A 26563-nucleotide genomic window follows, 5' to 3' on the forward strand; every position below is an offset into this window, starting at 1 on the left:
CTCGTCGATCAGCCGTGGCTCATCATGTCCATCGGCATGCGATCATGGGCACATGGGTGACCGTCCATGGGACTTGGTATGAGCCCCAGCGAGGTCACGGTCACCAGCCCCCGGAAGCCGGCCGGCAGGGCCGACGCATCAACCAGCGTCGTGGTGGTGCCGCCGACGGAACCGGTGACGTTCAGACGGTGGTTGATGAAGCGGTTGTCGATCGTCGCGTCGAAACGGACCTGCTCGGCGAACTCGGTCTTACCCAGTTCCACCAGTGGCCCGGCCATGGCCTGAACCGTCGCCGCGTCCCAGTCGCGGTCGAAGCGGCCGCGGATCACCTTCTGAAGATTGCGGATGATGATCTCGAACCGGTTGCGGGCCTGGATGCCGGCGGTATCGCCCGCCTCGAAGTCATAGATGTCATTGACCGGTGCCGAGAAGGCGTCGGCGGAGCGGATCGCCGCCCGGATGTCGAGACCGGTCGGCCGGACATGTGGCAGGTGCTTGACCAGCTTGCCCACATGCTCGCCAACTTCCAGCTCCGCCTCAAGCACACAGTCGAAGACGCCACCGGTCTTGTTGTCGGTACTGAACGGATAGTTCATCACTGGTGTCAGCACGGCACCGGTGCCGGTGGCCGAGGTGACGGTGATGATCGGCGGACGCTGATAACCCTTGCCGGTATCGGCGGTCGAGTCTCCCAGATACAGAGCCTGATCCGAGAGGGCCACGCTCTCGATGGCACCATTGGCATCGACGGTCAGGGTTCCCACCTGATGAGAGGTCGGGCCGCCGCCGACAACGTCATTGGTGAAGACCACAGTATCACCGGCGGTGTAGCCGCTGCCGCCATTGATGACAGTGATGCTGCTGATCCGCGCATCCTGCTGGGTCAGCGTGGTGTTCCACAGATGGTTCAGCCGCGCCACATAACCCTGAATGCGGATATGGCTGTTGCGCGCCGTGCCCCGGATCAGGTCGCTGCCACCGGTGCCGGTCAGCCCGGTCTCGTTGTCGTTGGTGATCCGGATGTCGGCATTCATGTTGTTGGCGTTGTACATCGTCAGCACGCCGCCGATCCGCCGGGGGTCGTCGATGAAATCGCCAGTGTGGGTATAGCCGTCGGGGCTGGCGTCATAAGCGGCGTTGCCGACATTGTGCAGCCAGATGTTCTTCAGATCGATCGACGACTTCATCTGGGGCGGCACACCCTGGACGATGAAGCCATATTTGCAGTCACGGGCGATCACCGTGTCGACGATCACCTGACGCAGTTCCCGGCCCAGGCTTTCAGTGCCCTCGATCGTCGCGACCACGTCGCAATCCTCGATCAGCAGGTTCTGGAGGATGATGTCGTTCTGGCCCAATTGAAGTGTGATGCCCTTGCCGCCACCGCCGGGGAAGATATCGGGCAGCTTGGCCGTGGTGTTCGATGTGAGATTGGTGCGGCAGCCTCGCAGACGCACATCCCTGACGATGATCTTCTCGCCGCGCCCCACCGAGCTTGCATAAGGCGCCGAGATCCCCAGCGCGTTGAACCCGCCACGAATCATGATCTGGTTGGCATCGAGCGTACCGCCATGCCAGTGAACGTTCTGCGCGTGACGGATGCTCACCAGCCCGCCCAGATGGCCGATGCCGCTCTTGGTACCATTTGTCCGCGCATCCCAATAGCCGGCTTCCCAGACGTTCTCGGGATCCGAGCCCCCAACCGGCAGTGCCTTCAGCACCGCGCCATAGGCGAAGACGATGGTGTTCGACCGGATCGACAGCGCACGGCTGAGACGATAGGTGCCGGCCGGCAGCATCACCACCTTCCAGGCGTCGGCCCAGGTCTCGGGGGCGCTGGTGCCCGAGGTTTTGCCCCAGCCCAGCAGATCGAACCGGGCATCGAACAGCGCCCGCAGGGCCGCCGTGTCATCGGTGACACCATCGCCGACCGCGCCGAAATCGCGGGCATCCAGATATTGCGCGTTCAGCCTGGTCGCCAGATCGCGCGCGGTCGTGGTGATGGTCGAGGCTGTATCGGTGCCGTTGGCGACGCCCGTGACGAAGCTGCCATAGGCAAGATACGTGTCGTTGTCCAACTCAGAGGCCGGGTACTGATAAATCACGTCAGATGCATCCGTGCTCATCATCACTGTCCCATATTGTGAAACGCCACCAGCCGCTGCCGGGGCCTCTTCACCTGAACCCACATGGCCATTTGCCGCCAGCAAGCTGGTGTTGCCGCGTTGCGGCAGCACCAGCCCCATGGACAGCGGCGGCGGTTTCCCCGATCATCGCCGGCGGTGCCGCGCCCGAACCCCCGGGCCCGCGGCCGTATTGCGTTGCGTTGCAGCATCGGGAGCCCGCCACTGTGATCGACATCAAGCCGGTGCTGTTCATCATCGGCGTGCTGCTGGCGCTGCTGGGCGCCGCCATGCTGGTGCCGGCCGCTTTCGATGCGCTGGCCGGCCATGCCGACTGGGCGGTGTTCGTGGTGTCGTCGCTGGTGACGGTGTTCGCGGGTGTCAGCCTGGTGCTCACCACCCGCACCGCACACCCCACCTCGCTGGGGCTGCGTCACGCCTTTCTCACCACCACGATGTCATGGACCGGGGTGGCGGCCTTCGCGGCCCTGCCGCTGATGTTCGCATCCCCCGACATCACCTATGCCGGCGCCTTTTTCGAGGCGATGTCCGGGCTGACCACCACCGGGTCGACCGTGTTGAGCGGGCTCGATACCGCACCGCCCGGCATTCTCGTCTGGCGCGGCATGCTGCACTGGCTGGGCGGTATCGGCATCATCGTCACCTCGGTCGCGATCATGCCCATGCTGCGGATCGGCGGCATGCAGCTGTTCCGCACCGAAAGCTCGGACAATTCGGAAAAGATCGTGCCGCGCGCCGCCCAGCTGGCCTCGGCCTTCGGCCGGATCTATCTGGTGATGACCATCGCCTGCATGGTGCTGCTGTGGTCGGCCGGCATGACCGGGTTCGAGGCGCTGGTGCATGCGATGTCCACCGTCTCCACCGGCGGCTTCTCCACCTCCGACGCCTCGATCGGCCATTTCGACAGCCCGCTGATCGAGATGATCGTCGTGGTGTTCATGATCGGCGGTGCCCTGCCCTTCGCGCTCTATATCCGCGCGCTGACCCAGAACCACGACGCGCTGTGGCGTGACGCCCAGGTTCGGGCCTTTCTGGCCGGCATCGCCATCTGGACGGCGGCGCTCAGCCTGTGGCTGGTGCTGGGTCAGGATGTGGAACCGCTGCAGGCGGTGCGGATGTCGCTGTTCAACGTGGTGTCGGTGATCACCACCACCGGCTTCGCCACCGCCGACTACAATCTGTGGGGCACTTTCCCGTTCGCGGTGTTCTTCTGGCTGATCCTGGTCGGCGGCTGCACCGGCTCCACCTCTGGTGGAATCAAGATCTTCCGCTTCGTCATTCTGGTCACCACCGCGCGCCGCCATCTGCACCAGCTGATCCACCCCAATGCGGTGATCGTGCCGACCTATAACCGCCGGCCGGTGCCCGAAGCCATTCTGCTGTCGGTTTTGAGCTTCGTGACCGTGTTCTTCGCGGTGTTCGTGATCCTGTCGATCGTGGTGGCGTCGCTGGGGGTCGATTTCATCACCGCCGCCACCGCGGTCTCGCAGGCACTGGCCAATGTCGGCCCCGGGCTCGGGCCGATCATCGGCCCGGCGGGCAATTACTCGACCATGAGCGACCCGGTGCTGGCGGTGCTGGCCTTCGCCATGCTGCTGGGCCGGCTGGAGCTGTTCACGGTGCTGGTCCTGTTCACGCGCGCCTATTGGCGCGCGTGAACCATCTTCATGATCCAGGCCGGGCGCGCACCTATTGGCGCGCATGCCCCGGCGTCACACCGCCGCCACCGCCCCGTCCGAGCGCGGATCGCTGGCCCCCTCGATCACGCCGGAGGGGTGCACCGATACCGCCCCGGCATGGCCCATCAGGTCGTCCCAGGCATCCACCATCTCCACCGCATGGCCAGCGGCGGCAAGCTGGTCGGCCAGCGCCGGATCGATGCGGCTTTCAAGCTTCAGCGAGGTGGTGCCGGCACCCCAGGTCCGGCCCAGCAGCCAGCGCGGCGCGGTGATCGCCGCCTGAAGATCCTGGCCGAAACGGACATGGCGGGTGAACACCGCCGCCTGGGTCTGGGGCTGGCCCTCGCCGCCCATGGTGCCATAGGCGATCAGCCGGCCGTCATCCAGCCGGACCATGGCCGGGTTCAGGGTGTGGAAGGGCAGCCGCCCCGGCGCCAGCCGGTTGGCGCCGGCAGCGGCCCCAAGGCCGAAGCCGCTGCCCCGGTTCTGCCACAGCACCCCGGTTTCCGGCACGACCACGCCACTGCCGAATTCCCAGTAGATGCTCTGGATATAGCTGACCACCCGGCCGGCCGCGTCGGCCGCCCCCAGCCAGACGGTGTCACCGGCGCGTGTCGGCTGCGGCCATGGCGCGGCCCTGTGGCGGTCGATATGCGCCGCCTCGGCCGCCAGCGCCTCGGGCGTCAGCCAGGATTGCGGATCGACCACCATCGCCTCGGGGTCGCCGATATGGGCGTTGCGCAGCAGGAAGGCGCGCTTGGTCGCCTCGACCAGTCCGTGGACATGATCGAACCCCTCGGCCACCGTCACGCCCAGGCGGTCGAAGATCCCAAGGATCGCGAGCGAGGCGGCGCCCTGGGTCGGTGGCGGCTGGTTCCACACCGTGGCACCGGGAATGTGCAGGGTCAGCGGCGCCACCAGCGCCGGGCGCCAGGCCTCCATATCGGCCAATGACAACGGGCTGCCGGCGGCGGCGAGCCCGGCCGCATTGGCGCGGGCGATGTCGCCACGATAGAAATCATCCAGCCCGGCCTCGGCCAGCCGTTGAAAAGTCGCCGCCAGCGCCGGCTGTTTCAGGATCTGGTGCAGCGCCGGCGGGCGGCCATCGGGGGCATAGACCGGGGCAAAACCCGGCTGGCCGGCCAGTTCCCCCAGCTTCTGCGCGGTCAGCGCCGCCTGCGAGGCGGTCACCGGCACGCCGTCGCGGCCATGGCGGATGGCGTCGTCCAGCAAGCGCGACAGCGGCAGCGCGGGCCGGCCGCCGCGCCAGTCCCTGGCCACCGTCAGCGCCGCCGCCCAGCCGCCGACGGCACCGGCCACGGTGAGTGCTGCCAGCGGCCCACGGGTCGGCAGGCTGCCGGTGTGGCCGGCCTCGGCATAGAAGCCCTCGGTGGCGTGCGCGGCGGCGGCGCCGCAGGCGCGGATCGCCACCGGCGCCTGCCCGGGCTCGGCGATCAGCCAGAAGCCGTCGCCGCCGATCGCGTTCATATGCGGATAGACCACGGCGATGGCGGCGGCGGCGGCGACCATGGCCTCGACGGCATTGCCACCCTCGGCCAGAACGCCACGGCCAGCCTCGGCCGCAAGATGATGGGGGGCGGTGACCATGCCGCCAAGGGCGGTGCGGGCGCGGATCATCGGTCGGGCATCCTCAGCTGAGCGAATAGAACATGCGGGCGGCGGTCAGGAACAGGAACAGTGCGAAGGCGCGCCTGAGCCAGACCGGCGAGATGGTATGCGCCAGCCGGGCACCGAGCGGGGCTGTCAGCATGGTGGCCGGCACGATCAGCGCGAAGCCCAGCAGATTGGCATAGCCCAGGCTCGCCGGCGGCAGGTCGGGCCGGCCGTATCCGGCCAGGATGAAGGCGATGGCGCCGGGCAGGCCGATCACCAGCCCCAGCGCCGATGCGGTGCCGACCGCGCGCCGGATCGGATAGTTGAACGCGGTCAGGATCGGCACCGACAAGGTGCCGCCACCGATGCCCATCACCACCGAGAACCCGCCGATCACCATCCCGATCAGATGGCGGAGGATGCCGCCGGGCAGATTGTCTGCCAGGGTCATGCCTTCAGGCCGCAACGCCATATTGGCCGCCACCAGCAAGGCCACCACACCGAAGATCAGGGTCAGCACCTCGCCTTTGGCGCCGCTGCCCAGCCAGCTGCCGATCAGCACCCCCACCAGCACCGCCGGCATCAGCCGCCAGAACAGCGCCGTATCCAGCCCGCCACGCCGGTAATGCGCCCGCGCCGAAATGATCGAGGTCGGGATGATGGTGGCAAGCGAGGTGCCCACCGCCACATGCATCCGCACCTCTTCAGGAATGCCGATCAGCGGGAACAGATTGAACAGCACCGGCACGATGACGATGCCGCCACCAACGCCCAGCAGGCCGGCAAGCGTTCCGGCGACGGCGCCGGTTGCTAGCAGTGCGGCCGCGAAGGCGGCCAGGAAGAACGGGTCGGCATGAAACAGGGCATCTAGGGTCAAGGTCGGATCTCCGGGTGCGGGGGGTCACCGGTTGTGAGGGTGGATGGCGGGTTGGAGGTTGAGAGGGGGAGGCTGCTACCAGCCGATGGCGCGGGGCAGCCAGGTGGCCATGGCCGGCATCAGGAACAGCGCCACCAGCGCCAGCGCCTGAAGGCCGATGAAGGGCAGCACGCCGCGATAGATGTCCATGCTGGTGACACCGGGCGGCGCCACCCCCTTCAGGAAGAACAGCGCCCAGCCGAAGGGCGGCGTCAGGAAGCTGGTCTGCAGGTTCATCGCCACCAGGATGGCCAGCCACACCATGTCGATATCGGTGTTGGCGAAAACCGGCAGGAACAGCGGCAGGGCGATATAGGAAATCTCGATCCATTCCAGAAAGAAGCCCAGCACGAACAGCAGCGCCATCAGGAACAGCAGCTCGGCATAGAGCCCGCCGGGGATCAGATCGAACATCCGGTGCACCAGCCCCTCGCCGCCCAGGCCCCGGAAGGCCAGCCCGAAGGGTTGCGAGCAGATCAGGATGAAGAACACCATGGTGGTGGTGATCAGCGTGGTCTTCAGTGTGTCGGTGAACACCGGCCAGCTCAGCCGCCGGGTGCCCGCCGCCAGCAGCAATGCCCCCAGCGCCCCCATCGATGCGGCCTCGGTGGGGGCAGCGATCCCACCGACGATCGAGCCCAGCACCACGAACACCAGTGCCAGCGGCGGCGCCACCACCTTCAGCAGCTTGGCCCGCAGCACGGCCGGCGACATGCCGGCCCGCTCATCGGCCGGGATCGCCGGCACCAGCTTCGGCCGCAGGATGCCCAGCACGATCAGATATCCCGCCAGCAGCGCCGCCAGCACCAGACCGGGGATCAGGGCGGCCGCGAACAGCGTGCCCACCGACAGCCCCATGATGTCGGCCAGCAGGATCAGCACCAGCGATGGCGGAATGATCTGGCCGAGCGTACCCGAGGCGCAGATCACCCCCGCCGCCACGCCCTTGTCGTAGCCGCGCGCGATCAGCGGCTTCAAGGCCAGCAGCCCCACCGTCACGACGGTGGCGCCGACCACGCCCGACGACGCCCCCATCAGCACGCCGACCAGCACGATCGCCAGCCCCATGCCGCCGGTCAGCCGGCCCATGGCATGGCCGATGACGTCGATCAACTCTTCGGCGAGTTTGGATTTCTCAAGCATCACCCCCATGAAGATGAACAGGGGCAGGGCCAGCAGGGTGTAATTGGTGACGACGCCGTAAACCCTGGACGGGATCAGTTGCAGCAGCAGCGGCCCGAAGCCCGCGAAGCCGAAGCCCAGCCCCGACACCGCCAGCGCGATGCCGACCGGGATACCGGCGACCAGCAGCCCGAAGAACGCGGCCACCATGGCGATGGCGAGCCATTCATTGCCGGTCATGGCCGACCTCCCGCCGGCGCCGCAGCCGCCAGGGCCGCCCGGCACTGGCGCGCCGACATCATCGCCTGAGCCAGCGCCTGCAACACCAGAATGGCGAAGCCCAGCGGAATGAAGGCCTTTAACGCGAAGCGCCACGGCAGCCCGCCGGGGTCGGGCGAGCCCTCCATCATGCCGATGGATTGCTGCACATAGGGCAGCGACAGCAGGATCATCGCCACCGCCATCGCCCCCATCAGGATGGCGGCCACGGTGTCGATCGCCGCCTGCACCGCCGGCCCCAGCCGGTCATACAGCACGTCGACCCGGACATGGGCGCCGTGGCGCATGCCATAGGACATGCCGAGCAGCGCGATCGGCGAGATCAGATGCCATTCCAGTTCCTGAAAGCCGACACTGCCGGTGCCCAGCACATAGCGCAGCAGCACATTGCCGCCCACCACCAGCACCAGCGCGAACCCGCACACCGCCGCCACCGCCCCGGCACCGTCGATGACGGCGCCGAGGATGCGGTCGAGCGGGCTGACAGGACCGATGGCCCCGGTCATGGCTCATGCCTCCCCCATGACTCTGGCCCCTTCATGGCTCAGGCCCCCTTGCCGGCATCGGCAATGATGGTCTCATAGGGCCGTTCGCTGACCGCCGCCCAGGACGCATGTTTGGCGCGGAAGGCCATGAAGCTGTCATGGACCTTCTTCGTGGTCGCGTCTTTGGCCGCTTCCGCCGCCAGCACCTCGTCGGTCACCGCCTTCAGCCGGTCGACCACCGGCACCGGCAGTTGCCGGGCGATGACACCCTCATTCTCGACCAGATCCTTCAGCGCATCGGCGTTCACCGCCTCCGACCAGGCGAAGCTGTCCAGATTGCAGGCCTGCGCCGCCGATTTCACGATCGCCTGCAGATCCTTGGGCAGGTTGTCCCAGGCCTTGGCGCCGATCAGTAGCTCGGTGACATTCGACGGCTCGTGCCAGCCGGTGGTGTAATAATTCTTGGCGGCCTTGTGCAGCCCCATGCGCCGGTCCTGATAGGGGCCGACGAATTCGGCGGCATCGATCACGCCGCGCTCCAGCGCCGGGAAGATCTCGCCGCCGGGCAACAGCTTCACTTCCACGCCCAGTTGCTGGTAAACCTTGCCGGCGAGGCCCGGAATCCGCATCTTCAGGCCGTTGAAATCCTCGATGCCGTTGATCGGCTCGCGGAACCAGCCGGTCATCTGCACCCCGGTATTGCCCATTGGAAACGCGATCAGCCCCAGCGGCTTGTAGATCTCGTGCCACAGCTCCAGGCCGCCCGCATGGTACAGCCAGGCATTCATGCCCTGAAAATTCAGCCCGAAGGGCACGGTGGTGAAATACTGGGCAGCGAACAGCTTGCCGGCCCAGAAATAGGCGTTGGCGGCGTTCATCTCCACAATGCCGGCGCGAACCGCGTCGAAGCCCTCCAGCGCCGGGATCAGCTCGCCGGCGGCGAAATGCTGGATGGTCAGCCGCCCGCCCGACATCTCCTTCACCCGCTCGCAGAAATCGGTCGGGCTGCCCGGCCCGGTGACATAGAACGGCGATCCCGGGCCATAGGCATTGGTCATCTTCCAGTTGAACCGTTCCTGCGCCCGCACGATCGCGGGGGCGGCGAACACCCCTGCCACCGTCCCGGCCGCACCGGCCTTCAGAAATCCGCGGCGCCTCACATCCGTCATGGCCCTGGAGCCTCCCCTCGAAACAGGCAACATCGATCGTGTATACACGAGCAATCCTTATGCCGAATCATACGGGTCAACAGGTTGAATGGTATGCTCTGGCATGTTCTCTGATTTTTCTGCCTATTTTATATCCATATTTTCGTAAATGATTATTTTTTAGGCGAAATAATCTTTGACACCACCAGCCGGGGGGAATTGTCTCGAAATTCCGCCCTTATCGGACCATAACAGCTTTGACACCGTGTATGCACGGACAGAAGGAGACCCGAAATGGGCAGGCAGATCGGCGGCGGCCACGAGGATGAGGTGACGGCGGCGTTGCTGTGCCACCGCCTGGAGGACGACATCGTCGGCGGCCGCATCCTGCCGGGTGCGCGGCTGGAGGAACTGGCCCTGGCGCGCCGGTTCGGCGTCTCACGCACCCCGATCCGCGAGGCACTGCAATTGCTGGCGGCGACCGAGCTGGTGGAAAAACGGCCCAATCGCGGGGTCTATGTCACCCTGCCCGCCCCTGAGCGGTTGACCTCGATGTTCGAGGCGATGGCGGAACTGGAGGCGACCTGCGGCCGGCTGGCGGCGGAACGGATGACCCCGGCCGAGCGCGGGCAGTTGGACCACACCCATCGCGTGCTGGGCGTGGCGATGCGCGCGGGCGAGGCTGGCGATTATGAGGCCGGCAACCGCCGGTTCCACGACCAGATCTATGCCGGCGCCCGCAGCGATGTGCTGGTCGAGTTGACCGCCGCGGTCCGCCGGCGGGTGGCGCCGTTCCGGCGCGTGCAGTTCAACCATCTGGCCCGGCTGGGCGCCTCGCATCACGAACATCAGGCGGTGGTCGATGCCATTCTGCGTGGCGACGGCCGCGCCGCCGAGGCGGCCCTGCACAGCCACATCATGGCCGCCCACGAGGTCGCCCAGGATTTTCTGGCAAGCCTGACCCTGGCCGCCCGCCGCCAGGGGTGACAAGGCTGCGGCGCCGCGGTCGGCACGGGATGAGGAACCATGATCCGGTTGAAGGGTTGATCCGGGCGGCCGCATGTCGCGGCCCCGGATCAACGCCGGAGATCACTGTTATGGCCGACATGACCATGAAAGACCTGTCGCGTAAGATGCGCGAGATCGACTTCACGATGCTGGTCACCCGCACGTCAAACGGTGCCCTTGCCGGGCGGCCGATGAGCAACAACCGCGACGTCGATTACACCGGTGACAGTTATTATTTCGCCAACGACCAGACCCGCACCGTGTCGGACATCGAGGCCGATCCGACTGTGTCGCTGACCTTTCAGGGCAGCAGCGGCGTGCTGGGTCAGCGGCCGCTGTTCGTCTCGGTCGAGGGCAGGGCCGAGCTGATCCGCGACAAGGCGCAGTTCAAGGCCCATTGGACCCGGGATCTGGACCGCTGGTTCGCCAATGGCATCGATACCCCGGGCGTGGTGATGATCCGGGTCCGCGCCAGCCGCATTCATTACTGGAACGGCATGGATGAGGGCGAGGTGACGCTGGGCTGAGCCAGACAGGCCAGCACCACGCCTCAGATCTCGTCGAAACGCGGCGGCCGTTTTTCCTTCAGCGCCGCATAGCCCTCGCGGGCCTCGGGCGAGGTGAAGCTGGCGCCGATCTCGGAGGCGGCGGCGGCGCGATCCAGGCGGCCAGCGGCGACGTCGTCGAGCAGGCGCTTGAAGCCGCGCACGGTGCGTGGCGCCAGTTCGGCGATGCGTGCGGCATGGTCGTCGACCGCGGCGTCAAGGCTGTCTTCCGCCACCAGTTGATCCAGAAAACCGATGCGGAGCAACTCGTCGGCCGCCATCGGTTCGGCCATCACCAGCAGCCGCTTTGCGGCCGATGGCCCCAGCTTACGCACGAACCGTTCAAGACCGGTCACGTGATACATCACCCCGATCCGGGCCGGCGGCAGAACCGCACGAGTGGCGGGCGTGCCGATGCGCATGTCGCAGGCCAGGGCCAGATCGGCGCCGCCGCCATAGACGCCGCCATTCATGGCGCAGATCGTCGGCACCTGCACCCGCGCCACCCGCTCGCACAGCTTCTCCAGCGGATTGTCGGCCCAGTCGACCCCGGCCAGATCATCGAAGGCCACCCCGGAACAGAAGGTGCCGCCTTCACCGGTCAGCACCAGCAGCCGCACGCCACGCGTGGCCTCGACCCGGTCGATCAACCCGATCACGGCCGGAATCTCGCGCATCAGCAGGGCATTGCGCTTGGCCGGCCGGGTCAGGGTCAGGGTGGCGCGCGGCCCGGCGATCTCCAGGCGGGCGGTCTCGATCATTGGCACGATCCTTCAGCGACGACGATGCCGGGGGCCTTCAGCGACGATGCCGGCAGGGCGCCGGCCGGTTGTCATCGACGCATGGTTGATCGAAATTGCTGATACATCAAGTGCAGGAAGGGGCCATTCTTCGCACGGTCGGCGGGTGAATGGCGCCGAAGAGGGCAGGCCGGTCACCACGACCGGGGCGGAGGTTCCCTGGCCGCCTCTCCCGTGTCATCACCCGTCCGCCTTCATCCGATAGCGGCGGCGCATGGCCTTGGCGAGCGATTCCAGGCGCCGTTCCACCACCTCGCCCATCAGGTCGCGGCCGTCGGGGCGGGCATGCAGGGTCAGGGTGCCAGACGTCGGCTCGATGCGCGCCCGGTCGAGCAGGGCCGAGGCGCAGCCCGAGAAGGTATCCGCCAGCCTGAGCGCCAGGCCGATCAACCGCGCGCGGGCCTGCGACGGCTGGTCCAGCAGATCGCGCGCCGGCTTGGCATCCAGGCCGGTGATGTTGCCGGCATAGCGCGCATAGATCGCCAGCGCCAGAAAGGCGCGCTCGGCATGGCGCAGCGGCAGGAAGGGCAGCGACAGGATCTCGCTCACCGCATGCTCGGCCCGGCGGTCGGGATGGGCGGCGATGGCGATTTCCGACAGCAGACAGGCGGCGTGACGCAGGCGCTGGTCGTTCGGGCTTTCGTCCGGAAACAGCGGCTTGATCCACTCATGGACATGGTCGCCGTAATCGGCGAAGCCGGCATGCTGATCGACCAGATCCCGGCAGGCCGCCATCAACGGGTCGGCGGCACGCAGGCTGGCCGGCAGGTTTTCATACAGCACGCCTTCGCGCAGACCATAGGCCGAGAACACGATTTCATGCGGGCGCACCCGGCGCACCAGCCCGGCCAGCGCCGCCGCGGCATGGGGCAGGGTGGCGACACGGCGCGAGGGCGCCGCCTTCAGCCGGGCAAGCTCGGCCGGCTTCATCGCCATCACCCGGTCGGCCAGCGCCAGAGCGGCGGCGGTGTCCAGCGTGTAGCGATGGATGGCGGCGATCGGGTGGCGGACTTCGGCGATATGCACCCGGGCCAGCGCCCGCCAGCCGCCGCCCACCAGATACAGGCCCCGGCCCTCGGCCTCGGCGGCCCAGGGGGCATCGTCGAGCGCGCGCTCGACCGCCTCGGTCCAGCTGCGGTTGTCGATGCCTTTCGCCGCCAGCCTCAGCGCACCCACCGGCAGGGTGATCTGGCGGCCGACAGCGCCCGCTTCCACCCGCACCAGTTCCAGCGACCCGCCGCCCAGGTCGGCAACCAGCCCGTCGGCCTCAGGTTCGGCCGACAACACGCCCAATGCCGAGAGGGTCGCTTCCTCGACGCCGGTGATGGTGCGCACCGACATGCCGCAATCGCGCTCCACCCGCTGGATGAAGGCGGGCCCGTCCTCGGCATCGCGGACCGCGGCCGTGGCCACCGCGATCAGCCAGTTGTCGGCAAGTTCCCGGCCGATGGCGGAAAACCGCTTCAGCGCGGTGATCGCCGCCTCGACCCGTTCCGGATCAAGCCGGCCGGTTTCGGCGACACCCGATCCCAGCGCACACAGCGCCTTTTCATTGAAGATCGGCTGGGGCATCCGCTTCAGGCCGTCGAAGATCACCAGCCTGAGAGAATTCGATCCGATATCGACCACGCCCAGTCGGCGCGGCCCGTTGCCGGGAAGCCTGTGGTCCGGCGCCATATCGGTGCCGGCCGTGGTGGGGAAGGCGCGATCGCTCATTCACTCCATCCAATTGGTTGCCGTCCGGCAACACGACCCGGCCCGCCAGGGTTCCCGCCGATCGGTGCCACGCCGGATATGCCCTGCCGGCCACGTCGGTCAGGTCAGCGACAGATGCGGCACCTCACCACGCTTGCGCAGTGCCTTGCCCCGACCCGACAGGCTGGGGTTGGTCATGAAATAGGTATGGGCCGAAAAGCCCTCCCCGACCGGTGCCATGCGCTTATACACGCCGTCGGGACCGAGCGTCCAGCTTTGCAGGGTGTCCTTCAGGTTCGCCACCATGATCTGGTCCAGCACCTGCTGCTGCACGGTCGGGTTCTCGATCGGCACCAGGGTTTCGACCCGGCGGTCGAAATTACGCGGCATCCAATCGGCCGACGAGATGAATACCTTGGCCTGCGGCGAGGGCAGAGCCTGACCATTGCCGAAGCATATGATCCGGCTGTGTTCCAGAAAGCGGCCGACGATGCTCTTCACCCGGATCCGCTCCGACAGCCCCGGCACGCCGGGCCGGAGACAGCAGATGCCGCGGATGATCAGCTCCACCTCGACACCGGCCTGCGATGCCCGGTACAGCGCATCGATGGTCAGCGGGTCGACCAGACTGTTCAGCTTGACCCAGATCGCCGCCGGCAGACCGGCCTGGGCATTGGCGATCTCGGCATCGATCAGCTCCAGCAGCCGCAGCCGCACGCCGCGCGGGCTGATCGCCAGCTTCTCGAAATGGGTGGGTTCGGCATAGCCGGTCAGATAATTGAACAGATAGGCGGCGTCGCGGCAGACATCGGGGTTGTCGGTGAAATAGGACAGGTCGGTATAGACCTTGGCGGTGATCGGGTGATAGTTGCCGGTGCCGAAATGGACATAGGTATTCAGCCCCTCGCCTTCGCGGCGCACCACCAGGCTGACCTTGGCATGGGTCTTCAGCGCGATGAAACCATAGACCACCTGCACGCCGGCGCGTTCAAGATCGCGCGCCCAGCGGATATTCGCCTCTTCGTCGAACCGCGCCTTCAGCTCGACCAGCGCGGTCACGGTCTTGCCGGCCTCGGCGGCGGCGACCAGCGCCTTCACGATCGGGCTGTCATTGCTGGTGCGGTACAGGGTCTGCTTGATCGCCACCACCGCCGGATCGGCCGCCGCCTGGCGCAGAAACTGCACCACCACGTCGAAGCTCTCGTAAGGGTGATGGACGATCATGTCCTTCTGGCGGATGGCCGCGAAGCAGTCGCCGCCGTGCTCGCGGATCCGTTCGGGGAAGCGGCTGTTATAGCTTGAGAATTTCAGATCTGGCCGGTCGTCGATGATCAGCTGGCGGATATCGGCCATGCCGGGCATGGCCGTCACCACCACCATGTCGGGGCTTTTCACACCCAGTTGACCCGACACGAAATTGCGCAGGCCTTCGGGCATCTCGTCATCGATTTCGAGGTGGATCACACTGCCGCGGCGGCGGCGCTTGAGCGCGCTTTCGAACAGACGCACCAGATCCTCGGCCTCTTCCTCGATTTCCAGGTCGCTGTCGCGCAGCACCCGGAATTCGCCCGAGGCGATCACGTCATAGCCGGGGAACAACCCGTCGATCAGCAGCAGGATCGTGTCCTCGATGCCGATCACCCGCACCTCGTCGGTCTCGGGCAGGCGCACGAAGCGTCCGACCTGGGCCGGCAGGCGCACCAGCGCGTTCATCAGCGTGCCGTCGGCCTTGCGGCGCAGATCCAGCACCAGCGCCAGCCCGCCATTCGGGATGAACGGGAAGGGATGGGCAGGATCGACGGCCAGTGGCGTCAGCACCGGGAAGATCTGGTTGCGGAAATGCGCATCCAGCCACACCCGTTCCTTCTTGGTCAGTTCCGACGGGCTGATCACCCGGATGCCCTGGTCCTTCAGGTCACGGCGCAGCGCCCGCACCGACCGCTGCTGTTCACGCATCGTCTCATGCGTGCGCTGGCGGATCTGGCGCAACTGCTGAGCCGGTGACAGCCCGTCCTGGCCGATCAGCTCGATGCCCATCTCCACCTGGCTCCACAGGCCCGCCACGCGCACCATGTAGAACTCGTCGAGGTTGTTGGCCGAGATCGACAGGAAGCGCACCCGTTCCAGCAGCGGATGGCGGGTGTTCCAGCTCTCCTCCAGCACCCGGTTGTTGAAGGCCAGCCACGACAGCTCGCGGTTGATGAAGCGCTGCGGCGAATTGATGTCGATCCGGCGCTGACCACGCTGCGGCCGCGCGGCCGGTGCCGGCGGTGGCGGCAGCGGATCGGCGGCGCGGGTGGCGGCGGCGACCGCACGCGCCTCGACCTCGGCAGCGGTCTCGGTGGTCACCGGCACCGGCTGTTCGGTCACCAGCGGCTCGACCAGCGCCTGCGCCGTGCCGATATCGGAATCGGCCGCCTGCTCGGACACCGTGGCCGCAGTCTGCTCAACGGGCATGGCCGCATCGGTTGCGTCGTGTTCGGCTGGCGTGGTCACGGCGTCGGACTTCGCGGTGCGCGGCTCGGTCGACAAGGCAACTCTCCTGGGCATGGGCTCCACCGTCATCGGCAGGGTGTTCCTGAGAACAGCGGGCGGGGGCGGCATTCGGTGCATTTCGGGTCGTCGCTGCCGACAATCGCCCTCACGGGGCACTTCGGCACAAAAATCCTACTCAGGATAGCTGATGATTGTTGCGAGCGCATGAAGGTGGTGCCATGTGATTCATGACGGCAATGTTGTTCTTCACGTCTCCGCGCCACGCCCTCTGTCGACGGATGCCCCGCATGAAGCGACTTGTTCTGCTCCGCCACGCCAAATCGGCGTGGGATAATCCGGCCCTGGCCGATCACGACCGGCCGCTGAACCCGCGTGGCCGTGCCGCCGCCCTGGCCATGGCACGCGCGGTCACCGAACTGGCGCCCGATCTGGTGCTGTGCTCGGATGCCGCCCGCACCCGTGAAACCGCAAGCCTGCTGGTCGAGGCCGGCGCCATCGACGAGGCCCGCATCATCTATGACGCCGGCCTGTATCTGGCTGAACCGGACACGATCCTGGCACGGCTGAACGCGCTTGCCGGCGACGCCGCAACGGTGATGATCGTCGGCCATAATCCCGGCCTCCAGGCGCTGGCCACCCATCTGATCCGCAGCGGCGACCCCGCCGGCCGCGCCACCCTGGCCGAGAAATTTCCCACCGCCGGCCTGGCGGTGATCGATTTCGACAGCGCTGTCTGGCCCGGCACGCCCGATCCGGCCACCTTGGCCGAGGCCGGCCGCCTCAGCCGCTTCGTCACCCCGCGCGCGCTGGCGATGGCGGGATAGGGTCGCCACCCGCTGCTGTCGATGGCGCCCTCTTGCGCCGCCGGGCATTGCGCCAGCGGCGCAGGGCCACCGGCAGCAGGGGGGTCGGCAGAGGCGCACCGAACAGACGGTCCGGCGCATCCACGATCGCCGCATCGGCCCCGGCGGTGAAGCGCCGGTTCAGCCGGCGGTGGCTGCTGCTGCCATAGAGCAGGATCATCGGCGCCGTGCCGGTGGTGGCGATCGCCGCCGCCCGCATGGCGCGGATCCGCGCCGGTCCGAAGCGGCAGGCGTTCAGCACCAGCACATCGCCATCCGCGATACAGGCAGCCATGCCGGCCCGGCCGATATCGCCCGGCCGGCGCAGCACCGGCCCGCGCGGCACCTGTGGCAGCAGCCGCGCGGCGGCGGCCAGAACCTCGGGTGCGGCACTGGTCAGGATGATCCGTCGCTGCGGCATGCCGGCGCCGGCCAGCACCCCGGCCACCGCGCCGACCAGCCGTGCTGCTGCGACGGCGGCGGTCGTGCCATGCGCGTCGAGCTTCAGATCCAGATCGATTCCTAAGCCGATGCGTGCCGCCAGGCCCAAGGCCCGCGCCAGGGTTGGCGGCGGCTCCCGCGATGCCATGGCGTCGGTGGTGCCGAACCAGGCGCCGGCATCCAGCACCGCAAACTGTGTTGCGGTCAGCGCCGACACTCGGCCCGCCGCATCGGTGGTGGCACGGATATCGGCATCATGCATCAGCACCGGCGTGCCGCAGGCGGTGAGCCGGATGTCGATTTCCGCCCAGTCCGTGCCCAGCATCGCGGCCCCGGCCAATGCCTGCAGGGTGTTTTCAGGGGCATGGGCGGCACCGCCGCGATGGGCGATCAGCCGGCCGCGCGGCAGATCCACCGGCAATCTTCGGCGCGGGCCGGTAGCGGGTGGCGCCATCAGGTCAGCCGGGTTTCGCGGCAGGCGGCGCCGGCCGGGATGGGGGAGCAGGCGGCACCAGATCCAGCACCACTTCCACCACATCGTCCTCCAGGCTTTCGCGCACGGTGAAGCCCAGGGTCACCATCAGCTTGCGCATCGGCCGGTTGTCGCGCAGCACCTGGCCGACGATCCGGTGAATGCCACGGCTGCGGCAATAGGCGATCACCTTGTTCATCAGCCGGATGCCCAGCCCCCGGCCTTTCAGGTCGGATCGCACCACCACCGCGAATTCGGCGTCGACACCGTCCGGATCGAACACCACCCGCACCACGCCCAGGGTTTCGGCCCCGGTCTCGTCGGGCAGCCGGCCGGGACGGGTATCGGGGATGTCGCCGCCGTCGAACCGGGCCCGGGCGATGAACGCCATCTCGCGGTCGTAATCGATCTGGGTGAAGCGGGCCATCTCGGTGTGGCTGAATTCGCGCACCACGCCGAAGAACCGATAGCGGATGTCCTCAGGCGTCAGATGACGGACGAAATCCTGATGGCCGGGCTCATCCTCGGGCCGGATCGGTCGCAGCACCGCACGCCGGCCATCGGCCAGCGTCACCGTCTCCACCAGATCCAGCGGATAGGGGCGGATCGCCAGCGGACCGCGGGTGCGGTTGTCCTCGAACACCTCGACATGGGCGTCGATCACCAGCACGCCGTTTTCATCGGCGACCAGCGGGTTGATGTCCAGGCTGCGCATATCCGGCAGATCGACCACCATCTGCGAGATCCGGATCAGCAGCCCCGACAACTCATCCAGATCCGCCGCCGGCCGGTCGCGATAGCCCTGCAACAGCTTGTGCACCCGGGTGCGACCCATCATCTCGCGCGCCAGAACCGTGTTCAGCGGCGGCAGCGCCAGCGCCCGATCCTCGATCAGCTCCACCGCCGTGCCGCCCTGGCCGAAGGCGATCACCGGGCCGAAGACCGGATCGTGAACCACCGCCACCAGCAGTTCATGGGCGCGCGGCCGGCGGATCATCCGCTGCACCAGAAAACCGTCCAGCACCGCATCGGGTGCCCGGCGGGCCATGCGCTCGGTCAATGTGGCGATGCTGCGGCGAACCTCGTCGGCATTCTCAAGATCCAGCGCCACCCCGGCGACCGCGCTTTTGTGCTCAATGGATGGCGAGGCGATCTTGACCACCGCCGGAAAGCCCAGGGCGCCGGCGGCGGTGACCGCCTCCTCGGCATCGCGGGCGAAGCGGGTTTCGATGGTGGTGATGCCATAGGCGCCAAGAATGCGCCCGGCCTCGATCTCGGTCAGCCGGGTGCGGCCTTCCGCCCGGGCGCCGGCGATCACCGCCTTCGCCGCCGGAATATCGGGGGTGAAGGTTTCCGGCACCGATGGCGGGGTCTGCATCAGCATGTCCTGAATGCGGCGATAACCCACCCGGTGCATGAAGCCGCGCACGGCATTGTTGGGCGTGTCATAGGTGGCGATGCCGGCATCGTTCAGGATCCGGCGGGCTGGCGCCGCACCCGGCCCGCCCAGCCAACTGGTCAGCAGCGGCCGGCGGGTGCGTTCGGCGGCCTTGGCCACGATCCGCGCCACCTCGGCGCCATCGGTCACCGCCGTCGGTGCGTGCAGCACCAGCACCGCATCGCAGCCCTTGTCCTCCAGCAGGATATCCAGCGCCTCGGCATAGCGTTCGGTGCCGCTGTCGCCGCCGATATCGACCGGATTGCCACCCGACCACACCCCCGGCAGCACGCCATCCAACCGGGCCACGGTCTCGGGCGCCAGATCCGCCAGCCGGCCGCCGCCGGCGATCAGGCTGTCGACCGCCATCACCCCCGGTCCACCGCCATTCGACAGGATCGCCAGCCGGTCGCCGCGCGGCGGCTGCAACCGGGCGAGCGTTTCCACCGCATCGAACAATTCATCGATCTCGCCCACCCGCAGAATGCCCGCGCGCCGCAGGGCGGCATCGTAGACGGCGTCCTCGCCCATCAGCGCGCCGGAATGGGTGGCGGCGGCGCGGGCGGCATCGGGGCCCCGGCCGGATTTGATCGCCAGCACCGGTTTGTTGCGCGCCGCCGCCCGCACCGCCGACAGAAACCGCCGCGCGCCGCCCACCGCCTCGATATACAGCAGGATCGCGCGGGTCGACGGATCGCCGGCCAGATAGTCGATGACGTCGGCGAAATCGATGTCGCGGCAGTCGCCCAGGCTGACCATGGCCGAAAAGCCGACGCCCTGCGCCACCGCATGGTCCATCACCGCGGTGCCGATGGCGCCCGACTGAGTCAGGAAGGCGATGCGGCCCTTGGGCACGCGGGCAGGCGCGAAGCTGGCATTCAGCCCCACCCGCGGCACCACCAACCCCAGCGTGTTGGGGCCAAGCAGGCGCAGGCCCGAGGGCCTGGCGGCATCCACCGCCGCCTGAGCCAGAGACACGCCACCGCTGGTATAGGTGCGCCCCAGTCCGGCGCCGATCAGCACGGCCACCCGCGCCCCCCGCTTGCCCAGCTGGGCGACCATCTCGGGCACCTGTTCGGGCGGGGTGCAGATCAGCGCCAGATCGGGTGTCACCGGCAGATCGGCGATGGTGCGATAGGCAAGCACCCCTTCCACCGAATTGTAGCGCGGGTTCACCGGCATGATCGGCCCGGCAAAACCGCCATCCAGCAGGTTGCGCATCACCATGCGCCCGACGCTGCCCGGCCGGGTGCTGGCGCCGATCACGGCCACCGCCTTGGGATTGAACAGGGCGTCGAGATGTCGGATGGTCATCGGTCTGGCCGCTCCGGTTCTGTCGCCGCGGATGGGATGCCGATCACCTTATATCAGGATGGCTTCAATCGCGAGACGGCGCGACGCCGAGGGGCGCGAGACGGCAGACGCCCCGCCCCACCGTCAGCGCCCCCAGATGAAGGCCGGCAGCATCGCCGTGGGGGCGAAGCCTTCCTCGGCACAGACCCGGGCGGCGATATCGGGGTCGGGCATGGCGCCATGCGACAGGCCCAGCTTCTCGGCCAGGATGCCGCCGGCGATGAAATAGCCGGGGATGCCGTAATCGGTGGCCCCCTGGATATCGGTGTGCGGGCCGTCGCCGACCGCCGCCACCCGGTCACGCGGCAGGTCCAGAATGTCCAGGCAGCGGTCATAGACCGAGGCGAAGGGCTTGCCGAAGGCGATCACCCGCCCGCCCAGGTTCTCGTAAGCCTGCGCCATCAGACCGGCGCAGGGAAAGCGCGAGCCGTCCAGCCGCACGATCACCATATCCGGATTGGCGCAGATCATCGGCAGGCCGCGCGCCGCCGCCGCCTGAAGCGCCGGCATCAGCGGCTCCAGCCTTGGATCCTCGTCGTCGAAGCCGGTGTTGAGCACCAGATCCGCACCATCGGCATCGGCCGCGTCGGTGAAATCGAGCCCGTCGAGCAGCCCCGCATCGCGCGGCGGCCCCAGATGCAGCACCCGTCGGCCGATCTTGCCCGCGGCCAGCAGGCCGGCCGCGGCATCGCGCGCGGTTTCCCCCGACGACACCACGCCGTCATACAGCCCGCGATCGACGCCGAACCGGTCGAGCTGTTCGATCACCCGCGCGGCGCGGCGCGGCGCATTGGTCAGGAACACGATCCGCCGGCCGCTGTCGCGCAGCCGGGTCAGGCAGTCGACCGCACCGGGATAGAGTTCGCGGCCGTCATGGATCACCCCCCACAGATCAAGGATGAAACCGTCATGGGCGGGGGCAATGGCGGCGACGCCGTCATACACGGTCATGGACATCAGGGCTGCGGGTCCGTTCTGTCAGAAAAGATGGGGACGGAAGACGGACAAGCGTCGGAGCTGCCTATCCAAGCCGCCTCGGCTCGCCGAACAGATAGCCGGCACCGTATTCGATGCCAAGGTCCAACAGGTCGATCAGCCGCTGGTCGTTGTCGATCTGGTCGACGACGGTTCGGATGCCACGGGCGCGCAATTCGCGCAGCAGGTCGCGGAACGAGGCCTGATCCTCGGGCGTGCGCGCCGCCGCCAGCACCGCATGGGCCGGCATCTTCACATAAGACAGCAGCCGGCGGCGTGACAGATTTTCGGTGTTCAGCCGCTTGGGGTCCAGCCCCGTGGCCATGAACCGGCAGCCCAGCCGGGTCAGCCGCTGCAACGCCGCCGCATCGCCCTCGTTCAACGCCAGGATCGCCGTCGCCGGGGCGGCGATGATCACCGAGGCCGGCACGCCGGCATCCTCGGCCAGATAATCAGCCAGATCCTCGCGCACCAGCGGGTCGGCCAGGGCATGGGCGGTCACATGGGCGACCACCGGCAGGTTCGGCTCGCCCGCCCGTGGCCGGCGCCCCACCTTCAACGCCCGCAGCAGCAGGTGATTGTCCAGCCGCTGGGCCAGCCCCGGCACCCGGGCGCGATCTTCCACCACATCCAGCCCGATCCGCTTGCCATCGGGGCCGTGCACCTCGGCGCGGGCCTCGACCAGCGCCGCGCGGCGGCTGGGCAGGCGCACGATCTGGGTGACCATCACATCGATCGCCCCCGATCCGATCGCGGCATCCAGAATCGCTTCCGGGTCCAGGGGCGGTGGGGGCGGCATCGGCGGCAGGCCGGCCCGCACCTCGAACACATCCGAGGGTGCCGGCGGCGGCGGGGTGCCCGCCTTGTCGCGCCGGCCGCGCGCCAGATCGGGCAGCATCCGTTGCAGGCTGCGCAACTCATCGACCAGTTCGTCCGATCGCGCGGCCTGTTCCAGCCGGTCGACCCGGTCGGTCAGCGCCTGCAGATCCACCGACATCCGCACCCGTTCGCGCCGCTCCACCGCCAGCCGCGACAACAGCGCCACCACCAGATGGCCAAGGGTCAGCGCGCCGGCGGCGCCGGTCCAGACCAGCAGCCGGAACAGCACGCCCTCGGCCGGGATCAGGGCCGCAGGCAGCAGGCCGAACACGGCATAGCCCGCGATCAGCATCCGGTCGCGCCGGCCCAGGGCGAAGGGATCTTCGGGCGGGGGCACACGCCTGCCCGTGACGTCGACGGCATCGACATCACCCAGGATGTCGTCCTCGACCCCCTCGGGCATGGCGATGCGTGGTTCACGCCGCCGAGCCGACGATCTCCCCAACATCCTGCACCCCTTCGGCGATCATCCGGCCATTGAGCCCGTCCACGATCCGCGCCACCAGCCCCGGCCCCTCATAGACCAGCGCCGAATACAGTTGCAGCAAACCGGCGCCGGCGGCCATCCGGTCCCAGGCATCCCTGGCGCTTTCGATGCCGCCGACACCCACGATCGGCATGGCGCCGCCGGTGGCGCGGTACACCTCGCGGGTCAGCGCCAGCGCCCGCCCCTTCAGCGGCCGGCCCGACAGGCCGCCGGCCTGGGCCCGGTTGCGGCCTTGCAGGCTGTCGGGCCGGGCCAGGGTGGTGTTGGCCACCACCATGCCGTCGATCGCCGCATCGCGGGCGGCATCGACCACATCGGACAGCCCGGCATCATCCAGGTCGGGGGCGATCTTGACCAGGATCGGCGGGCGGGCCTCGCCGGCGATGCCGCCATCGCGGGCGGCCTTCAGCCCTGAAAGCAGCCCGGTCAGCTGGGCGCGGCCCTGCAGATCGCGCAGGCCCGGTGTGTTCGGCGACGACACGTTCACCACCACCACATCGACCAGCGGCCCCAGCCGGGCCAGACCGGCGGTGTAATCGGCGAGCGCGTCCTCGCTGGTCTTGTTCTTGCCCAGATTGGCGAACACCGGGCGCCGGCGCCCCACGGGGGCGCCGGCCAGCCGGCGGCGGCGGGCGGCCAGACGCGCCGCCACCATGTCCAGCCCGTCATTGTTGAAGCCCATGCGGTTGATCACCGCCCGGTCGGGCGCCAGCCGGAACAGTCGCGGCCGGTCGTTGCCCGGCTGCGGCCGGGGCGTCACGCCGCCGATCTCGACAAAGGCGAAGCCGTAATCGAACAGCGGGTCGATGGCGACGGCATTCTTGTCATAGCCGGCGGCAAGCCCCAGCGGATGGACGAAATCCAGCCCCCACAACCGTCGCGCCAGCCCCGGCAGCGGCTGAACCGGCCGGGGCGGCATCACCAGCATCGCCATGCGCGTGCGCAGCGCCCACAGCGACAGCGCATGAGCGCGCTCTGCCTCCAGCCGGAACACCAGCGGCCGCAAGGCAGGCCATCTGTCCCGGCTCCGCCCTCCGGTCATGGGCCGACGCCGGTATGGGCCGGAAACAGGTGGTGGCCCGCCGCGTCCAGCGGCAGCGGATCGGCACGCACCACCGCCACCGACGGCAGCGGACCATAGATATGCGGAAACAGCTGCCCGCCGCGCGAGGGCTCCCAGCGCAGCAGCGGCCCCAGCCGGCGGATATCGATGGTGATCAGCAGCAGGTCGTTGCGCCCGGCCAGATGCAGCCGGGCGGTTTCAGCCAGTTGGGCCGCCGTCGAACAATGGATGAAGCCGTCTGTCTCGCACAGGCTGCCGCCGCGATAGGCACCGGGGGTGGCGGCGGCCCAGCGCGCCGCCTCGGCGAAATGGAAGATCCAGCCGCTGTCGTCGCCGGCGGCGGCGGGGCGCGCCTCGGCTGTGTGATCGGTTCTGTGGTCGGTCATCGCTGTCTCCCGGTCACGGCGGCGGGCGCACTGATACGGCTCAGATCCAGGCGGCGGTCGAGCCCGTCGACCAGCCAGTCATCCAGCCGGTCCAGAAACGCCATGCACTGGTCCAGTTGCTCGCGGGCCACGAATTCATCCGCCCGGTGTGCCTGATCGATGCTGCCGGGACCGCACACCACCGTCGGCACGCCGGCCTGCTGGAAGATACCGGCCTCGGTGGCGAAGGCAACCACATGGGTGCTGTTGGCGCCGGTCAGCGCCAGGGCCAGACGCTCGGCCTCGCTGTCGGGGATGGGGGTCAGCGGATCGACATTGACCGACACCGTGGTGGCGACGCCGGTATCGGCCGCGACCGCGCGCATCCGCGGCAGAACCTCGGCCTGAACCCGAAGATCCAGCCGGTCGACGATATCGTCGATACTGTCGCCGGGCATCAGCCGTGCCGACCAGTCCAGCACCGCCTCACGCGGGATGATATTGGGCGCGGTGCCGCCGGTGATCATCACCGCCGTGACGGTGGTATAGGGCGGATCGAACGGGCTGTCGGCGGCGGCGACCGACGCGTATTCCGCTTCCAGCTCGTCCAGAAAACCGGTGATCCGGGCGGCCGCGATGATGGCGTTGGCCCCCATATGAGGCTGGGAGCTATGGGCTTCGGCCCCGGTCACCCGCGTGGTACACAGGCAGACACCCTTATGCGCCGTCACCACCCGCATCGAGGTGGGCTCCCCCACCACCGCCAGCCGCGGCCGCCAGGGCTTGGCCGCGATATGTCGGGCCAGTTCGGGCGCGCCCATGCAGGCGACTTCCTCGTCATAGGTGAAGGCGAAATGGACCGGATCGGTCAGCGGCAGCGCCGCCCAGTCGGGCAGCTTGGCCAGCACGCAGGCGAGATAGCCCTTCATGTCGCAGGTGCCGCGACCATGGATCAGCCCGTCGCGTTCGACGATCCGGAACGGATCGGAGGTCCAGGGCTGGCCATCGACCGGCACCACGTCGGTGTGGCCGGCCAGCATCACCCCGCCGCGCCCGTCGGGGCCCAGCGTGGCATAGAGATTGGCCTTGGCGCCATCGGCCGAGGGCAGACGGTCCACCCGCACGCCGAAGCGGCGAAGCCAGGCCTCGACGAAATCGATCAGCGGCAGATTGCTCAACCGGCTGGTGGTGTCGAAGGCGATCAACCGCGCCATCAGCGCATCGCGACGGCGGGCGGCATCGGGCAGTGCCGCGATCAGGTCAACAGCCTCGCGATCAGGGGTCGCGATATCGGCCGCAGGGCCGATCCGGCCGGCGAGGTCAATGGTGGCATCCATGAAACGGCGGCAGCCTTGGGTGGGAGGGCGGGTGGGCGTGGGAAAGTGATTGAGCGGCGCAACCCGGCCGACCGCACTGCGTCCGGCCGTGACAGCTCTCATTCAAACGGTAAACAGGTCCGCGTCCCTGTGCAACGCGGCGCTGCGATCAACGGCTCCTGCGGCCAGTTGATGTGCCGGATCAGATCATCAGCCGATAGCCGCCCGGCTCGGTCACCAGCAGCCGGGCATTGCCGGGGTCGGGCTCGATCTTCTGGCGCAGGCGGTAGATATGGGTTTCCAGCGTATGGGTGGCGACGCCGGCATTATACCCCCACACCTCGTCCAGCAGCCGTTCGCGTGTCACCGGCTTGTCGCCGGCCCGATAGAGGAATTTCAGGATCTGGGTTTCCTTATCGGTCAGGCGCAGCTTGCGCCGGCCGTCCTCGGTCACCAGCATCTTGGCGGCGGGCCGGAACTGATAGGGGCCGATCGCGAACACCGCGTCATCCGATTGTTCATGCTGGCGCAGATGCGCCCGCACCCGTGCCAGCAGCACGGCGAAGCGGAACGGTTTGGTGACGTAATCATTGGCGCCGGCATCCAGGCCCAGAATGGTGTCGGCCTCGGTATCGGCACCGGTCAGCATCACCACCGGCGCCTTCAGCCCGGCGCGGCGCATCAACCGGCAGACCTCGCGCCCATCCAGATCGGGCAGGCCGATATCCAGGATCACCAGATCATGGGGCGCCGATTTCAAGCCCGCCTTCACCACTTCCAGCGCCTGGGCGCCGCTTGCCGCCTCGTCGATGGAGAATTCCTCATACAGCGCCAGCTGTTCGGCCAGAGTCTGGCGCAGCAGCGGGTCGTCGTCGATCAGCAGGATGCGCTTCTGGGCTGACATGGCGGCGGGCGGTCTCCGGCAAGGACGGCGGGCTGCGCCATCATGGGTGTCTGGCACATCAGCGGGGGCCGCACATCAAGCGGCTTGCCATACGGCA

Annotated in this window: 21 protein-coding genes; 4 read left to right on the forward strand and 17 right to left on the reverse strand. The window is 68.1% G+C overall.

The window, feature by feature from the left end:
• Window positions 1-8: 8 nt before the first annotated feature.
• Window positions 9-2105 carry a glycosyl hydrolase family 28-related protein gene (locus tag IEW15_RS18300; RefSeq protein ID WP_188580577.1) on the reverse strand — a complete coding sequence of 699 codons (2097 nt, stop codon included), beginning with the start codon at window positions 2103-2105 and terminating at the stop codon, window positions 9-11.
• Between the two features lie 245 nt (window positions 2106-2350).
• Here IEW15_RS18300 and IEW15_RS18305 point away from each other — a divergent pair, with 245 nt between their 5' ends.
• The gene (locus IEW15_RS18305; RefSeq protein WP_188580579.1) at window positions 2351-3802 is read left to right on the forward strand and encodes a TrkH family potassium uptake protein; all 1452 of its coding nucleotides are present in this window, start codon (window positions 2351-2353) and stop codon (window positions 3800-3802) included.
• 54 nt (window positions 3803-3856) lie between these two features.
• Here the strand turns inward: IEW15_RS18305 and IEW15_RS18310 are convergent, their stop codons facing one another.
• The 5 genes from IEW15_RS18310 to IEW15_RS18330 all read right to left on the reverse strand — a co-directional run bounded on the left by IEW15_RS18310 (window position 3857) and on the right by IEW15_RS18330 (window position 9408).
• Window positions 3857-5461 (reverse strand): gamma-glutamyltransferase family protein, encoded by a 1605-nt coding sequence (locus IEW15_RS18310; RefSeq protein ID WP_188580581.1) that lies wholly within the window; start codon window positions 5459-5461, stop codon window positions 3857-3859.
• Window positions 5462-5474: 13 nt separating this feature from the next.
• On the reverse strand, window positions 5475-6314 hold the full coding sequence (locus IEW15_RS18315) for a sulfite exporter TauE/SafE family protein (RefSeq protein WP_229708272.1): 840 nt from the start codon (window positions 6312-6314) through the stop codon (window positions 5475-5477).
• 75 nt (window positions 6315-6389) lie between these two features.
• Window positions 6390-7715: a TRAP transporter large permease gene (locus tag IEW15_RS18320; RefSeq protein ID WP_188580583.1), complete on the reverse strand. Its 1326-nt coding sequence runs from the start codon at window positions 7713-7715 to the stop codon at window positions 6390-6392.
• Window positions 7712-8260, reverse strand: coding sequence for a TRAP transporter small permease subunit (locus IEW15_RS18325; protein ID WP_188580584.1), 549 nt, complete (start codon window positions 8258-8260; stop codon window positions 7712-7714). Before IEW15_RS18325 ends, IEW15_RS18320 begins: the two co-directional genes overlap by 4 nt.
• Window positions 8261-8298: 38 nt before the next feature.
• On the reverse strand, window positions 8299-9408 hold the full coding sequence (locus tag IEW15_RS18330) for a TRAP transporter substrate-binding protein (protein WP_188580586.1): 1110 nt from the start codon (window positions 9406-9408) through the stop codon (window positions 8299-8301).
• Window positions 9409-9681: 273 nt separating this feature from the next.
• Between IEW15_RS18330 and IEW15_RS18335 the strand changes: the two genes are divergently transcribed.
• Both IEW15_RS18335 and IEW15_RS18340 read left to right on the forward strand, forming a co-directional pair.
• Window positions 9682-10374 (forward strand): GntR family transcriptional regulator, encoded by a 693-nt coding sequence (locus tag IEW15_RS18335; protein WP_188580588.1) that lies wholly within the window; start codon window positions 9682-9684, stop codon window positions 10372-10374.
• Between the two features lie 110 nt (window positions 10375-10484).
• On the forward strand, window positions 10485-10922 hold the full coding sequence (locus IEW15_RS18340) for a pyridoxamine 5'-phosphate oxidase family protein (protein WP_188580590.1): 438 nt from the start codon (window positions 10485-10487) through the stop codon (window positions 10920-10922).
• A gap of 23 nt (window positions 10923-10945) precedes the next feature.
• Here IEW15_RS18340 and IEW15_RS18345 read toward each other — a convergent pair whose 3' ends face one another.
• From IEW15_RS18345 to IEW15_RS18355, 3 genes are all read right to left on the reverse strand, one after another.
• Window positions 10946-11701, reverse strand: a complete 756-nt coding sequence (locus tag IEW15_RS18345; RefSeq protein ID WP_188580593.1) for an enoyl-CoA hydratase/isomerase family protein — start codon at window positions 11699-11701, stop codon at window positions 10946-10948.
• A 219-nt stretch (window positions 11702-11920) separates the two neighbouring features.
• Window positions 11921-13456 (reverse strand): Ppx/GppA family phosphatase, encoded by a 1536-nt coding sequence (locus IEW15_RS18350; RefSeq protein WP_188580595.1) that lies wholly within the window; start codon window positions 13454-13456, stop codon window positions 11921-11923.
• Between the two features lie 99 nt (window positions 13457-13555).
• Window positions 13556-15784, reverse strand: a complete 2229-nt coding sequence (locus tag IEW15_RS18355; RefSeq protein ID WP_372402871.1) for an RNA degradosome polyphosphate kinase — start codon at window positions 15782-15784, stop codon at window positions 13556-13558.
• A gap of 434 nt (window positions 15785-16218) precedes the next feature.
• On the opposite strand from IEW15_RS18355, the gene IEW15_RS18360 reads away from it, so the two are divergent.
• Window positions 16219-16755 (forward strand): SixA phosphatase family protein, encoded by a 537-nt coding sequence (locus tag IEW15_RS18360; RefSeq protein ID WP_188580597.1) that lies wholly within the window; start codon window positions 16219-16221, stop codon window positions 16753-16755.
• Here IEW15_RS18360 and IEW15_RS18365 read toward each other — a convergent pair.
• The 8 genes from IEW15_RS18365 to IEW15_RS18400 form a co-directional block, all read right to left on the reverse strand.
• Window positions 16724-17629, reverse strand: coding sequence for a glycerophosphodiester phosphodiesterase (locus tag IEW15_RS18365; RefSeq protein ID WP_188580599.1), 906 nt, complete (start codon window positions 17627-17629; stop codon window positions 16724-16726). The two genes, IEW15_RS18360 and IEW15_RS18365, sit on opposite strands and share 32 nt — an antisense overlap.
• Window positions 17630-17672: 43 nt before the next feature.
• Complete coding sequence (locus tag IEW15_RS18370) at window positions 17673-20438, reverse strand: bifunctional acetate--CoA ligase family protein/GNAT family N-acetyltransferase (RefSeq protein WP_188580600.1); 2766 nt, start codon at window positions 20436-20438, stop codon at window positions 17673-17675.
• Between the two features lie 123 nt (window positions 20439-20561).
• Window positions 20562-21434, reverse strand: a complete 873-nt coding sequence (locus tag IEW15_RS18375) for a TIGR01459 family HAD-type hydrolase (RefSeq protein ID WP_188580602.1) — start codon at window positions 21432-21434, stop codon at window positions 20562-20564.
• A 64-nt stretch (window positions 21435-21498) separates the two neighbouring features.
• On the reverse strand, window positions 21499-22734 hold the full coding sequence (locus IEW15_RS18380) for an EAL domain-containing protein (protein WP_188580605.1): 1236 nt from the start codon (window positions 22732-22734) through the stop codon (window positions 21499-21501).
• Window positions 22735-22747: 13 nt separating this feature from the next.
• Window positions 22748-23860: a quinone-dependent dihydroorotate dehydrogenase gene (locus IEW15_RS18385; protein ID WP_188580607.1), complete on the reverse strand. Its 1113-nt coding sequence runs from the start codon at window positions 23858-23860 to the stop codon at window positions 22748-22750.
• Window positions 23857-24267, reverse strand: a complete 411-nt coding sequence (locus IEW15_RS18390) for a DUF952 domain-containing protein (protein WP_188580609.1) — start codon at window positions 24265-24267, stop codon at window positions 23857-23859. The genes IEW15_RS18385 and IEW15_RS18390 overlap by 4 nt, the downstream gene beginning before the upstream one ends.
• Window positions 24264-25583, reverse strand: a complete 1320-nt coding sequence (gene argE, locus IEW15_RS18395; protein ID WP_229708276.1) for an acetylornithine deacetylase — start codon at window positions 25581-25583, stop codon at window positions 24264-24266. The genes IEW15_RS18390 and argE overlap by 4 nt, the downstream gene beginning before the upstream one ends.
• A 181-nt stretch (window positions 25584-25764) precedes the next feature.
• Complete coding sequence (locus tag IEW15_RS18400; RefSeq protein WP_188580611.1) at window positions 25765-26466, reverse strand: response regulator transcription factor; 702 nt, start codon at window positions 26464-26466, stop codon at window positions 25765-25767.
• Window positions 26467-26563: the final 97 nt, after the last annotated feature.

This window comes from Tistrella bauzanensis (assembly GCF_014636235.1).
GTDB lineage: Bacteria > Pseudomonadota > Alphaproteobacteria > Tistrellales > Tistrellaceae > Tistrella > Tistrella bauzanensis.